Annotated in this window: 17 protein-coding genes and 1 tRNA gene; 14 read left to right on the top strand and 4 right to left on the bottom strand. The window is 40.4% G+C overall.

Translation table 11 applies throughout. The features are described 5' to 3' along the window. Positions 1 to 83 precede the first annotated feature (83 nt). The 9 genes from SD449_RS16260 (at position 84) to SD449_RS16220 (ending at position 6988) form a co-directional block, all read left to right on the top strand. Positions 84 to 1217 carry an NAD(P)/FAD-dependent oxidoreductase gene (locus tag SD449_RS16260; RefSeq protein WP_318312087.1) on the top strand — a complete coding sequence of 378 codons (1134 nt, stop codon included), beginning with the start codon at positions 84 to 86 and terminating at the stop codon, positions 1215 to 1217. After that, a complete protein-coding gene (locus SD449_RS16255) occupies positions 1214 to 1924 on the top strand; it encodes a methyltransferase domain-containing protein (protein WP_318312085.1) in 711 nt (236 codons plus the stop codon). Before SD449_RS16260 ends, SD449_RS16255 begins: the two co-directional genes overlap by 4 nt. Before the next feature lie 85 nt (positions 1925 to 2009). Beyond that, positions 2010 to 3062, top strand: a complete 1053-nt coding sequence (locus SD449_RS16250; RefSeq protein ID WP_318312084.1) for a type III polyketide synthase — start codon at positions 2010 to 2012, stop codon at positions 3060 to 3062. A 54-nt stretch (positions 3063 to 3116) separates the two neighbouring features. Continuing rightward, positions 3117 to 3914: an enoyl-ACP reductase FabI gene (locus tag SD449_RS16245; RefSeq protein WP_318312082.1), complete on the top strand. Its 798-nt coding sequence runs from the start codon at positions 3117 to 3119 to the stop codon at positions 3912 to 3914. Between the two features lies 1 nt (position 3915). After that, on the top strand, positions 3916 to 4359 hold the full coding sequence (locus SD449_RS16240) for a 3-hydroxyacyl-ACP dehydratase FabZ family protein (protein WP_318312081.1): 444 nt from the start codon (positions 3916 to 3918) through the stop codon (positions 4357 to 4359). A gap of 45 nt (positions 4360 to 4404) precedes the next feature. Further along, a complete protein-coding gene (locus tag SD449_RS16235) occupies positions 4405 to 4719 on the top strand; it encodes a GIY-YIG nuclease family protein (RefSeq protein WP_318312079.1) in 315 nt (104 codons plus the stop codon). A 184-nt stretch (positions 4720 to 4903) separates the two neighbouring features. Further along, entirely contained in the window at positions 4904 to 6178 is a 1275-nt protein-coding gene (locus tag SD449_RS16230; protein WP_318312078.1) for a beta-ketoacyl-[acyl-carrier-protein] synthase family protein, read from the top strand. Positions 6179 to 6194: 16 nt separating this feature from the next. Then, positions 6195 to 6446: an acyl carrier protein gene (locus tag SD449_RS16225; RefSeq protein WP_318312076.1), complete on the top strand. Its 252-nt coding sequence runs from the start codon at positions 6195 to 6197 to the stop codon at positions 6444 to 6446. Continuing rightward, positions 6446 to 6988 carry a 4'-phosphopantetheinyl transferase family protein gene (locus SD449_RS16220; RefSeq protein ID WP_318312074.1) on the top strand — a complete coding sequence of 181 codons (543 nt, stop codon included), beginning with the start codon at positions 6446 to 6448 and terminating at the stop codon, positions 6986 to 6988. The genes SD449_RS16225 and SD449_RS16220 overlap by 1 nt, the downstream gene beginning before the upstream one ends. Before the next feature lie 107 nt (positions 6989 to 7095). On the opposite strand, the gene SD449_RS16215 is transcribed toward SD449_RS16220, so the two are convergent. Further along, positions 7096 to 7779, bottom strand: a complete 684-nt coding sequence (locus SD449_RS16215; protein ID WP_318312072.1) for a metal-dependent hydrolase — start codon at positions 7777 to 7779, stop codon at positions 7096 to 7098. Between the two features lie 170 nt (positions 7780 to 7949). On the opposite strand from SD449_RS16215, the gene SD449_RS16210 reads away from it, so the two are divergent. Together SD449_RS16210 and SD449_RS16205 are read left to right on the top strand one after the other, a co-directional pair. Further along, the gene (locus SD449_RS16210) at positions 7950 to 8363 is read left to right on the top strand and encodes a 6-carboxytetrahydropterin synthase (RefSeq protein WP_207035126.1); all 414 of its coding nucleotides are present in this window, start codon (positions 7950 to 7952) and stop codon (positions 8361 to 8363) included. Between the two features lie 27 nt (positions 8364 to 8390). Next, a tRNA-Val gene (locus SD449_RS16205) sits at positions 8391 to 8465 on the top strand. Positions 8466 to 8471: 6 nt separating this feature from the next. Here the strand turns inward: SD449_RS16205 and SD449_RS16200 are convergent. Next, positions 8472 to 8633: a hypothetical protein gene (locus SD449_RS16200; RefSeq protein WP_207035124.1), complete on the bottom strand. Its 162-nt coding sequence runs from the start codon at positions 8631 to 8633 to the stop codon at positions 8472 to 8474. 163 nt (positions 8634 to 8796) lie between these two features. Here SD449_RS16200 and SD449_RS16195 point away from each other — a divergent pair, with 163 nt between their 5' ends. From SD449_RS16195 to SD449_RS16185, 3 genes are all read left to right on the top strand, one after another. Next, positions 8797 to 9003 (top strand): helix-turn-helix transcriptional regulator, encoded by a 207-nt coding sequence (locus SD449_RS16195; RefSeq protein WP_318312070.1) that lies wholly within the window; start codon positions 8797 to 8799, stop codon positions 9001 to 9003. Positions 9004 to 9098: 95 nt separating this feature from the next. Then, positions 9099 to 9698: a hypothetical protein gene (locus tag SD449_RS16190; RefSeq protein ID WP_318312069.1), complete on the top strand. Its 600-nt coding sequence runs from the start codon at positions 9099 to 9101 to the stop codon at positions 9696 to 9698. A gap of 216 nt (positions 9699 to 9914) precedes the next feature. Next, a complete protein-coding gene (locus tag SD449_RS16185) occupies positions 9915 to 10331 on the top strand; it encodes a hypothetical protein (RefSeq protein ID WP_318312068.1) in 417 nt (138 codons plus the stop codon). A gap of 82 nt (positions 10332 to 10413) precedes the next feature. On the opposite strand, the gene SD449_RS16180 is transcribed toward SD449_RS16185, so the two are convergent. Further along, positions 10414 to 11688 (bottom strand): UDP-N-acetylmuramoyl-tripeptide--D-alanyl-D-alanine ligase, encoded by a 1275-nt coding sequence (locus SD449_RS16180; RefSeq protein ID WP_318312066.1) that lies wholly within the window; start codon positions 11686 to 11688, stop codon positions 10414 to 10416. Between the two features lie 64 nt (positions 11689 to 11752). After that, a complete protein-coding gene (gene gldJ, locus SD449_RS16175; protein WP_318312064.1) occupies positions 11753 to 13405 on the bottom strand; it encodes a gliding motility lipoprotein GldJ in 1653 nt (550 codons plus the stop codon). Positions 13406 to 13502 lie beyond the last annotated feature (97 nt).

Here is a 13502-nt window from a genome sequence, read left to right as displayed (position 1 = left end):
TTAAGCAACAATCGATTAATTGAAAATACTTACATTTAAGATATTCAACTAATTGATGTGCCACATCCTTTTTAAAACTCCAAATGACAAGCCAACAAGTCGATATAATCATTATTGGAGGTGGACTGGCGGGATTAACTAGCGCCATACATTTGGCAAACCATAATTTTAAGGTGCTGGTTATTGAAAAAAACGATTACCCCAAACACAAGGTCTGTGGCGAATATGTATCGAACGAAGTCTTGCCCTATCTAAAACAATTGGGATTCGACCCTTTTGAATATGGTGCCACGCGCATCACAAATTTTGAACTGACCACGCATAACAACAAAACCATTACAGCCGAACTACCGCTCGGCGGATTTGGAATGAGCCGATATGAAATGGACTTCCAGCTCTACCAATTGGCCTTGGGACAAGGGGCTTCCGTTGTTCAGGATAGTGTGGTCGATGTGGTATTTGCGGATGATTCTTTTCAGGTTCAAACCAAATCAAATCAAAGCTTTGCTTCAAAAATTGTCATCGGTGCCTTTGGGAAACGGTCCAATTTAGATCTGAAGCTCCAGCGACCGTTCATTGCGGAAAAATCACCCTACTTGGGTGTAAAGGTTCATGTGTCGGGCAGTTTTCCAGAAAACAAAGTGGCCCTTCACAATTTTAAAGGGGGGTATTGTGGTGTGTCCAAAGTGGAGAACGGTCATATCAACCTGTGCTACATCACCAACTATAAATCATTTAAGCGTTACAAGGACATTGATGCTTTTCAAAATGAGGTCATGTTCAAAAATCATGCTCTAAAGGGGATTTTTCAAAATGCTAAGATTGAATTTGACGATCCTTTGACCATCAGTCAGATTTCCTTTTCGACCAAAAACCCTGTTGAAAATCATATGGTCATGTGCGGTGATTCGGCAGGAATGATTCATCCGCTGTGCGGGAACGGAATGGCGATGGCCATAAAAAGTGCGCAATTGGCATCAGGGCTTATTGTCGACTATCTCCAAAAGAAAATAAATACAAGAACGGAATTGGAACAACGGTATTCCAAAGCGTGGAAGAAAGCCTTCGGTCTGAGGTTAAAAACAGGCCATGCCATTGCTTATTTATTCAGACAAGATTGGTTGGCACCAAAATTACTTGTAGTTTTAAGAAGTGCGCCCTTTTTGGTTCCATTGATAATTAGAATGACGCATGGGAAACCCATGAAAGTTGAATGAGTTTATTTGTAGATACTACATGCCGAAGCAGTTCCACCGAGCTCATGGATGATTTCTCCATGAAAGGGGAGTTGCTCCGTGACAGCTTGGAAAAACTGGGGACAATCAATAAGTGGTTAGGGGGAAATTCCATCACTTTGGATGGTCTACGTCATTTGTTGGAAGGGCGGCCCAAGGACCAAACCTATACCATTATCGATTTAGGCTGTGGTCATGGCGATATCTTGAGACTGGTTGCAGCTTACGGCAGAAAACACAAGTACACCTTCAACTTGATTGGTATCGATGCCAACCAGGATGCCATCGACTATGCGGTCGAACTTTCAAAAGATTATGAAGAACTATCATTTAAGAACCTGGATGTTTTTTCCGAGGAATTCCAAACCTTGAATTATGACATAGTGCTTTCGACCCTGTTTCTGCATCATCTAAACCAAGACGAGATTGATTCGCTATTGCAAACCTTGGTCTCAAAAGCAAGGTTGGGCATTGTTATCAATGATTTGCATCGAAATAGAACGGCTTACGGATTATTTAAATTATTGGGTCTGGTGATTTCCAACCGTATGATAGTACAAGATGGGTTGACCTCTATTTTAAGGGCATTTAAGCGAAAGGAACTGGAAAATATTTCAAAACAACTGAACCTTGAATCTCAAATTCGTTGGAAATGGGCATTCCGCTACCAATGGCTCATACGGAGTTGATTTAAAAGAGAATTGTCGCGCTGAGCTTGTCGAAGCGTCTCAAAATAGGAAACAAAAAAGATTCCTGCCCATGCAGGAAATTAATATGGCAGTAAGAATAATATCGGTTGCAAAGCAACTTCCAAAATATACCAGGGAAACCAAGGATATTTTACCTTTTGTGGAACTCTGGCTCCAAGGACAAGAGGAACGGTTTAAGCGAAAGGTCCTGAAGATTTTCGAGAATGCCGCTGTGGACAAACGGTATTCCATTATGGATGCCGACGAGGTTTTCTTGAAAACTTCGTTCGAAGAAAAAAATGAAATTTACACGAGGGAAGCCATCAAACTGGCCGAAAAAAGTTTGCTGAAAGCTTTGGATAAGGCACATTTGGTGCCCACCGACTTGGATTATATCATCACCGTGAGCTGCACGGGCATCATGATTCCGTCCTTGGATGCCTATTTGATCAATCGCTTAAAGTTGAAACAGGATATTGTTCGGTTGCCCGTGACCGAAATGGGATGCGCGGCAGGAATTTCTGGTATTTTGTATGCGAAGAACTTTTTAAAGGCCAATCCCAACAAGCGGGCCGCTGTGATTGCCGTTGAGTCGCCTACTGCAACCTTTCAACTGGACGATTATTCGATGGCCAACATCGTAAGTGCGGCCATTTTTGGGGATGGTTGCGCCAGTGTGATCTTATCGTCCCACGAAGATGAGGTTGGTCCTGAAATCAAGGATGAAGCCATGTACCATTTTTATGATGCCGAGCACATGATGGGATTCAAATTAAGGAATACGGGGTTGGAAATGGTGTTGGACCAATCGGTGCCGCAGACCATTGCGGATCACTTCCCAGATATTATCCATCCCTTTTTGGAGAAAAATGGCTTGACCATAGAGGATATTGACCATTTGATTTTTCATCCTGGAGGAAAGAAAATCCTCCAAACAGTGGATGAATTATTTGGGGATTTGGGAAAGAACATCAACGATACCAAGGAAGTTTTAAGGCTTTACGGCAATATGAGCAGCGCCACGGTATTGTATGTTATGGAACGCTTTATGGACAAAAAGTTGCCGAAGGGCGATAAGGGCGTTATGCTAAGTTTTGGACCTGGTTTTTCTGCACAGAGAATACTATTGGAGTGGTAACAAAGTAATTTTTTGTGATGCTGAGCCTGTCAGAGCATTTCAATTTTAATAACTATGAAGAAGGAATTTACAGCTACAAATTACTGGGCCTTGATACTTGGCGGTAGCAGTGGTCTAGGTTTGGCCACAGCTAAAAAATTGGCCAATCATGGCATGCATATTTGTATTGTACACCGTAACCCTCGAATGCAGGAAGAAGCCATTTCAAAAGAATTTAAGGCAATAGAACAAGAAGGTGTTCAATTTAGGGCCTTTAACAGTGATGCTTTTAAGGAGCAGAAGCGAGAAGCCATAGTTCAGGAATTGAAATCCATTTTAGGAGAGAATCAGAAAATCCGAACCATGGTCCATAGTGTGGCCAAAGGGAACCTAAAACCTATGGTTTCCGACCAAAAAACAGAACTGGGGCATGATGATTTCGCTTTGACGATAGAAGCCATGGGCATTAGTTTGTACGACTGGGCCAAATCCATTTTTGAAGCAAAATTGTTCGCAGAAGATGCCAGGATATTAAGTTTTACCAGTGAGGGAAACTCCAAAGCATGGCATGGGTATGCGGCAGTTTCGGCGGCCAAAGCAACGTTGGAAGCCATTACCAGAAATATGGCATTTGAGCTGGCACCCTATGGAATCAAGGCGAATTGTATTCAGGCAGGTGTTACGGATACATCATCATTACGAATGATTCCAGGCAGCGAAAAAATTATTGAACATACATTAAAACGTAACCCCAACAAACGTTTGACCACTCCAGAGGATGTCGCAAACGTAGTCTATTTGTTGTCCAAGGACGAGGCTTCTTGGATAACGGGAACGGTAATTCCCGTAGATGGAGGGGAACACTTGATATAAAATGAAAGCATCCGAAATCATAGCGTTGTTGCCTTACCAGAGGCCTTTTTTGTTTGTGGACGATATCACCACGGTGACTGAAAATGTCATCATAGGCCATTATACATTTGGGGAGGATGAATCCTTTTATGATGGACATTTTAAAAACAATCCAGTAACCCCAGGTGTTATCCTCACCGAATGTATGGCGCAGATCGGATTGGTGTGCTTGGGGATTTATCTAATGAAAGATGAGTTGAAGGATGGTCAAAAACCACAGATTGCCCTGACCTCACATCAGATGGATTTTTATTTGCCTGTCTTTCCAGGTCAAAAAGTCAATGTACATTCAGAAAAAGAGGTGTTCCGATTCAATAAATTAAAATGTAAGGTGAAAATGCTCAACGAAGAAGGTGAACTAGTGGCAAGAGGTTTAATTTCAGGAATGTTGAAAATATGCCATTAAAAATTCTGTTGTCACACTGAGCTTGTCGAAGTGCACAATATTGAGATGAAGTTTTATTACGTATACATATTGCTTTGTTCAGACGATTCTTATTACACGGGCATGACCAATGATTTGGAACGCAGACTGACTCAGCATAACTCAGGACATAAAAAGTTCAATTATACTAGTTCAAGATTGCCCGTGGAACTGAAATGGCGATTGCAATGTACAAATCCATCAGAAGCCATTCAGATTGAAAAACAAATCAAAGGTTGGTCTCGCAGAAAGAAGAAAGCATTGATTGAGGAAAATTGGACTGATTTGGTTGAGTTCTCAAAGAATTATAAAGAACACGGAAACAAAATTAAAGAAGATTAGCCTTCGTGTGATTATATGAATGAAAACAATAGGTCGCACTGAACTTGTCGAGGTGTTTCATAGAAAGAAGATTGGAATTAAAGCCAAAGTCTTCGACAGGCTCAGACTGACAGAAGGGATTTTAATTGTATTTGGAGTAAACACTTAAATTGTAGTTTGTTTATGCATAACAGATTTTCGATAAATGAACAATAGAGTAGTTATTACAGGGATGGGAGTGGTTGCACCGAACGGTGTTGGGGTTCCCCAGTTCACTAAGGCCCTTAAAAGCAGAATCTCGGGAATCTCATTTCATCAAAAATTAAAAGAACTCAACTTTTCGTGCCAAATTGGAGGCGTCCCACACATCACCGAGGAATTGAAATCTGAATATTTTACGGATTTGCAATTAAGAGGATTCAACAGTTCTGGGATAATGTACGGATGCATAGCCGGGATTGATGCTTGGAAAGACGCAGGATTCCAAATGAACTCAAATAGCGATTTGGATTACGATACAGGACTCATTTTTGGAACAGGGACATCAGGTGTTGAAAAATTCAGGGAAGCCATTTACAAACTTGATGATGGAGATGTAAGGCGTTTGGGAAGTACTGTTGTTCTCCAGACAATGGCCAGTGGCATCAGTGCTTATTTGGGCGGGATGCTCGGATTGGGAAATCAAGTCACCACCAATTCATCGGCCTGCACAACGGGCACCGAAGCGGTTTTAATGGGATATGACCGTATTAAGAGTGGAAAGGCCAAGCGCATGTTGGTGGGCAGTTGTAGCGACGATGGGCCGTATGTTTGGGGAGGTTTTGATGCTATGCGCGTTATGACCTACAAACACAATGATGATCCAGAAAAGGGGTCGCGGCCCATGAGTGCCACGGCATCTGGTTTTGTGCCAGGCAGTGGTGCAGGTGCCCTTGTTTTGGAATCTTTAGAATCTGCAAAGGAACGTGGAGCAACCATTTATGCAGAGGTTTTGGGGGGTGAAATCAATTCTGGTGGGCAACGTCAAGGAGGCTCCTTGACCGCGCCAAATCCTGACGCGGTCCAACGATGTATCAAAAACGCCTTGAAGAATTCAAAAATAAGTTCAAGTGAGATAGATGCCATTAATGGCCACCTTACGGCAACCTCCAAAGATGCGCTGGAAATTGAAAATTGGACCAAGGCTTTAGGGAGGGGACACAAGGATTTCCCTTTGATAAATTCCACAAAGTCATTGGTTGGCCATTGTCTGGCCGCTGCGGGATCAATTGAATGCGTTGCCAGCATCATTCAACTTAAGGAGCAATTTGTGGCACCCAATTTAAATTGTGAAGATTTACATGTTGATATAAAGGAACTGATCGATGTTTCAAGCGTACCACAACAGGCTATGGATTGTAATATTCAGGTTGTTGCCAAAGCCAGTTTTGGATTTGGTGATGTCAATGCCTGTGTTTTATTTAAGCGATTTATAGCGTAACTTACCCTAAAAAAACATGACAAAGGAAAAACTGATTACCAAATTGAAACCAATTATAGCACCTTATGTCCAAGATGAAGAGGCTTTCCAAAATTTATCCGAGGACACGGATTTTGTAAAGGACCTAAAGATAAATTCGGCAAATCTTGTGGATATCATACTGGATATTGAAGATGAGTTTGATATTCGATTGGAGAATGAGGATATGGAGCAAATGCTGGACGTAAAGTCTGCCATGGAGATTGTTACTTCAAAACTTGAAAAATAATGGTCGGCAATGACATCGTTGACCTGATGGAAGCTAAGAATGCTTCAAATTGGCAACGGCCAAGGTTTTTGGATAAGCTTTTCACGGAATTGGAGCAGAACTACATCAAAAAGGCCAAAGACCCGTTTCTGATGGTATGGCGGTTATGGAGCATAAAAGAGGCTTCCTACAAACTTTACGTTCAAATCTATCCTTCCCGTTTTTATGATCCCAGGGCATTTGAATGTTCTTTGGATGAAAATTCAGCCATTGTAAAATTTAAGCGTTTTCAATGTCATGTTGAAACCAGGTTGACTCCAGAATTTGTGATTTCTGAAGCAAGGCTCACTAAACAAGAGTTGAGCTCTAAAATCTTAAAATTCAATACTTCCGATCAGAAGGTTCAAAGTGAAGAGCTAAAAAAAAGATTGCTCGATGATGTAGGTGGAGTATATCAGCTGGAAAAGAACGAAATCAATATTCCTACACTGTACAATGGAAAAGAGCACCTGTCCATTAGCTTGACCCATCATGGTAGCTACGGTGCTTTTGCGATGGGTTGATAGTTAAATTAAGGGGTGTTGTTAATTAGAGAAGAGCAGTATTAAAGTGTTGTCCTGTTTTAAGTTCTCAAAAAAAAGCCCCCGAATTTTCGGGGGCTTTTTTGTTTCTATACGTTAATGGATTCTCCAATACCAGGCAGAATCAATTTCTTTCCTTTCTTCTCAAAATATTGAACGGCTTTGGTTTTGTCCAATTTTATAGGCGGAAAAGTATCGTAATGGCAACCGATTACAGTGTTGCATTCGATAAAATCGCTTGCGATGGTAGCATCTTCATAGCCCATAGTAAAATTGTCGCCAATGGGTAAAATAGCCATATCAAGTTTAGGGCAGGTCATGGGAATCAGTTCCATGTCCTTGGTCAGCGCGGTATCTCCTGCAATATAAATACATTTCGATTCATCCCATAGAACAAACCCTCCCGGATTTCCTCCATTGCTCCCATCGGGCAGCATACTGGAATGAATGGCAGTTACGTATTTGGCCGTTCCAAAATCAAAGGTATATTTTCCACCGTGGTTCATCCCGTGTCCGTCAATACCCTTGTTTCCAAACCAGCTTACCACTTCAAAATTAGAAACCAATAAAGCGTCTGGATTGTTCTTGGCTATGGCCTCTACATCCAGAACATGATCTTGATGACCATGGGTCAGAAAAATGTAATCAACATTAAGGTCGTCAATGTTAACATCGGATGCCATTTCGTTGCCGGTGATAAACGGGTCGAACAAAATGTGTTTTCCGTTCATCTCAATCAGGAAACAAGCATGTCCTAAAAAGGTAATTTTCATAGTGTAGTATTTTTTATTTTGTATGTTATTTTGAAGGCTTTTGACCTATTGCATAAAGTTAACAAGAACAAGTTTGAATTTCAATTTGAAATCGAAAGGTTCAAGACCCTTTTGCATATTTTTTTGAATCAATAAAATATGATTGCAGAAAAAGAACTTAACTTTGCAGCATGATTGCCACGATTTGTAGAAAAGCACATTTTAATGCCGCACACAGGCTTCATAACCCAAAATGGAGCAAGGAAAAGAACATTGAAGTGTTCGGAAAGTGCAACAGTCCTAGTTTTCACGGTCATAACTTTGACCTTGAGGTACGGATAAAGGGAGAGGTTGACCCGGATACCGGTTTTGTGATGGACCTTGCAGAACTTGGGGCATTGATAAAAGATGAGGTAGAGGAACGCTTTGATCATAAGAATCTGAACGAGGATTGTCCGGAGTTTAAAAATCTGCTCCCGACAACGGAGTACTTCGTAAAAGTTATTTATGATATCCTAAAACCGAGTCTTAAAAAGGGACAATTATTGCATATTACCTTGCACGAGACATCAAAGAACTCTGCAGAGTATGGAGATTGGGATTAATTTCCGATATTGCACCCCGTTTTCAAAGGGATATTAGCTCAGTTGGTTTAGAGCGCTGCCTTGACAGGGCAGAGGTCACTGGTTCGAATCCAGTATATCCCACTTTTTCTACTCATATTCAGAAATCCTTTTTCTTAGTTTTTGGTTACTGCGCTCCAAGCGATCGTTTTGGTTACGTAAACCGCCCAATACTTTTTGCATGGCCTCTAGGCTTTCTTGTTGTAGGCTGATGATTTGTTCTAGGTCTGATTTGGTGAACCTTTTACTCATAGTTATATTTTTATCTCTAAAAAAACTTTAAAAGTCTATTTATCTCCCAATAAAGCATTTCAAAGTTATGTAAAGATTTTTAAATCTCCTAATAAGGCATATTTTAATACGTATAACATTTATTTTTCTTAATTATTTTTATTGCTCAGTGACAGCAAATACTATGGATAAACCATTCTATAATAGAATCAAAGCGGTTTTGGCCGAAAATGGAAAAACCAATAATTGGTTGGCGGAGGAATTGGATATGAACACAAATACGGTTTCAAAATGGTGCCGGAATGATATGCAGCCAAGGGTTGAAACATTGTTTCAGATTGCCAATGCTTTGGATGTGGATGTACGGGAGCTTTTGGTCTCGACCAAATAACGATTCCAATAGAAGATGATCAAATACATCGATTTTATGCCATTTTTGGGGTATATAGATGTATTTTATATTTATATAAACAAGTTCTACACCATTTGAAAAAAACACTCTACATCTCATTAATCGGATTAGTTCTTGGACTACAATTTTTATTTGCCCAAGTGAAAACCGAATTTGATAGTGAAATTCACGAAAAAATTTATCGAATCAAAGTTTCTAATTATCAATTAGTTGAGTTAATAGAATATAAAAACGGAGAGTTTTTGGGTTCTTTGAATCATAAAGTATATCAAATCAACAGAAAGGAATGGGTTAAAGATAGTTTGATACAAAAAATTACTATTTCAGACCGAATGGCTAAATCAATTGTATATAAATTGAACAAAAACGGATTTGAAAATCTTAAAGATTGCGATGAAATAGAAAATTGCATAACAGGATTAGACGGAACAACCATAGCATTCCAAACCATAAAAAATGAATATGAAAACATAGCATATTTTTGGCAATTAACATCTGATTTCTATTACAAGCAGAATAAAATTGAACTGCCAAGTGAAGTTCTAAAAGCAAGAAAATTATTTGCAATTCTAAATGAATATTTTGATTTAAACGACCAATTTCAAAACTTTTTGAATCGACTTCCAAATGGAAGATATTCATATGGAATTATAATTTTGAAAAAAGGGCGCTGATAAAAACGGTGTAGAACACTGGCTATAATTCATTGTTTCCTCTTGACTTGAACTAAATTCCCTACTTTTAAGAAAATAATTAACCACGGGAATGCTTTCGTACCGCGACTCTGACTCGCTGGAAAATCGCACCGGCCCGCGCCGTCGCTCACCAGCCGCCAGCCACAACGAAATCATAGCCGAGAACCGTTGTATACAATTGAAAAAAAACAGAAATTGAATGTCAAGATTGATTTATCCAAAACAAAACAAGGTAAGCAGATTGCTCAATTGAGAAATCGATTGGAGAAATCAGGGTGGATAATTGTAGAGGAGGTTGAAAGAAAATTCAATGGAAAACCAAGATGGGAATTAAATGATGAAACTCCCAATCTGATTTATTCATGGTCAATTCAGAGAAATCCAATGTATGACCCAATTTGGTTGGACTTTATAGCATGGTGGGATTACATGACTTATGAGACTCATGTTAATGATTGCTCACATTGTCAAATTAGAGGACAAGAAATTCAATTAGACCTTATTAAGGACAAAGGATTAAGAGTTGAAAAGGAGTTACAAGACTGGATAGACAGACTGAATAAATTCCAAGACAATTTAAATAAAATTGAAAAAAACAAAAAAAGTATATAACACTGTATATGAAATCATAGCCGCCTATCGGCAGGCTCCGCTTCATATACTAAACGCTAGCCTACTCAATTAAACGATTAGTCTACAGTAAATCCAACACCCGCTCCAAGGCCATTCCCCGCGAACCTTTAATTAGGAGTGATGCTTTTTCCAAAGGATGCTTTGTCAGATGCTCTTTTAAGGCATCAAACGATTTGAATTTACTCAAAGAAGTCTTGGTTCCATAGAAATTCTCGCCTACCAAATAGATTTCGTCAAAATGAAGGTTTTCTGCAAGGTCGGCAATGGATTGATGCTCTTCTGCCGCGGTACTGCCAAGTTCGAACATATCCCCGATGATCAAAGTTTTTCTTTTGGCCTTCATCAGGCTGAAGTTTTCCAAGGCAGCCCTCATACTCGTAGGGTTTGCGTTGTAGGCATCGAGTATGATGTCGAAACCATTTTTTGAAAGCAACTGCGATCTGTTGTTTTCTGGTCGGTAGCTTTCAATGGCCGATTTTATAGCTGTAATGGGTACATTAAAGTATTTGCCGATTAAAATGGCCGCACAACAATTCGGAAAGTTGTACTTGCCGACCAATTGTGTATGTATTTGATTTCCTTCTACCTCTAAAGAAACGTAAGGGTCGACCCCAAGGAACTTTATTTGATAATATTGATGGTCGCTGGAGCTAAAGCCCATTTTTTTGGTATAGTTTGCCAATTTCTCCTTCTGAATGTCATCGTCGGCATTTAGGAAAACATACTTGTTGTGGCCGATTAAATAATCATAAAGTTCACTTTTCCCTTTGATAACGCCCTCCACACCTCCAAAACCTTCCAAATGTGCCTTTCCAAAATTGGTGATATAACCAAAATCGGGCTGGGCGATGCTGCATAGGAATTCAATTTCCTTTTGATGGTTGGCGCCCATTTCCACAATGGCGATTTCAGTATTCTCTTTTATGGACAATAGGGTCATGGGTACGCCAATATGGTTGTTGAGATTGCCTTGGGTGGCTATGGTCCTGTATTTTTTGGAGATGACAGCATTGATGAGCTCCTTGGTGGTGGTTTTACCATTACTTCCTGTAAGCGAAACAATTTTTGCGCTGGAATACTTTCTGTGGTGTGTTGCCAATTTTTGTAAGGTTCCCAAGACACTATCACACAGAACAAACCTATCCGAAGCTTTAAAGTCTTCTTCGTCAATAATGGCATAGGCAGCACCCTTTTCCAGAGCTTCCTGAGCAAACTCATTACCATTAAAATTGGGACCCTTAAGGGCAAAGAACAGACAGTTTTCGGTGATTTTCCGAGTGTCCGTGCATATTGTGGGATGCTCCAAGAACAGAGCGTGCAACTCTTCCATTGTCATAAATCGAAGATAAAAAAAAGCCCCGACCTTTTGGCCGGGGCTTTTAAAATACTCAAGAAGTTTTTTATCTCGCTTTTTTGTGACGTACCGTTTTCTTGGATTTGGATTTAGATCCAACTCGGGACATGGCACATCTAAAGCCTATATCGTCCGTTGCCATATATTGTGGCAAGTATCTACGTTGTGCAGGATCAAGCCAGTAAGCCCTGTCTCTCCACGAACCACCTTTGTACACACGAACTTCGTTGTTGATCAAAGATGTTCTGTAGTTGGATTCATCATACTGACGTACAAGTTCACCTTCATCATTACGCTCCACTTTATGTTTAGGGGAGTCGTACATTTTTTGATTGTCACCATCTTCTTCGCTAAAGCGGTCAAAGAATCTTGAAGAACCTGGGTCACCATCTCGATAACCCCTGTTGTCGCTCTTGTCAAAGTTTGTCCTCAGATAAGTTTCTTCCTCAGTAACCGCAACTTCTTTGATTTCTCCAGGAAGATTGATAGCTACGATTTTACCATTTGGCAAGGTATCGTATACAATTTCATCCCTCAATATTTCCACTTTTCCATCTTCGCCAATGGCTTTTTTCATGAAAACGTTTCCACGGTAGTAATTGAAATCACTGATTTCATCATCTACAATAGGACGATAAACATCGGCCACCCATTCGTTTACGTTTCCGGCCATATCGTAAAGACCAAAATCGTTGGGTTTGTATGATTTGACCTGACCTGTAATGTCGGCACCATCATCGGACCATCCGGCAATACCGCCATAATCACCTTTACCTTGTTTAAAGTTGGCCAATTGGTCACCTCTACCTACACGTTGGCCGTTACGGGTATAGTCACCTTCCCATGGATATTTTTTTCTACCCCTGTAGTTGTTGTATTCCCTTGTTCCAACAAGTGCTTGTGCGGCATATTCCCATTCTGTTTCAGTAGGAAGCCTGTACTCTGGCATGATGACACCGCTACTTCTTTTTGCAAATGTATTGATGGAATCTTTCTTTTGTTTTCCCTGAAGAGAATCAATTTCCCCTCCATAAACGGATTCTGGATTGTTCAAATAGGCCTCGGTACTAAAAGTACCTTCCAATTCTCCGTTAAGGACTTTGTATTTGGTGTCCTCGGCCAAGTAGCCTTCCCTTTCCAACATCACTTCGTTCACCCTGTCCGTTCTCCATTCGGCATATTGGGTCGCTTGCACCCAGTTTACACCTACAACGGGATATTCGGCATACGCAGGATGTCTCAAATAGTTGTTGGTCATGGTTTCGTTAAAGCCCAAACGGTTTCTCCAAACCAAGGTATCCGGTAGGGCACCTTTATAGATGTTGGCATAATTTGGGTTGTCCGGAGGATAGACTTCCTTCAGGTAATCCAAATACTCTAGGTACATTACGTTGGTCACCTCCGTTTCGTCCATATAAAAGGATTGCACGTGCTGTTGGGTGGGCGTATTGTTCCAATCGTGCATAATATCATCTTGGACCTTACCTTTTGTAAAAGTTCCACCCTCTACAAATACGGTTCCCGGAGGCGTTTCTTGCTCCTTGAAATCCGAGTTGTATTGGAATCCTCCTTCTTTGGCATTAATTTTCCAGCCAGTGGCTCTGGAGACGTTCTTAGACGAGGAAGAGTTCTTACAACTTGAAAAACTCCCCATCACTACGGCGCAAGAAAGTACAACTTTGATTAAGTGTTTTTTCATAATTTGGGCTTGAGTACTTTAAAACTCAGGGCTTTCTACCCTCAGTAACTTCGACTTGTTTTGATTTTTAAAATGCTTCAATGGCATTAAAACGGTG

The sequence above is a fragment of the Flagellimonas crocea genome (assembly GCF_033441595.1).
Lineage (GTDB): Bacteria > Bacteroidota > Bacteroidia > Flavobacteriales > Flavobacteriaceae > Flagellimonas > Flagellimonas crocea.
The sequence above is the reverse complement of the archived record's forward strand: the minus strand, read 5'-3'. Positions and strand labels throughout refer to the sequence as shown.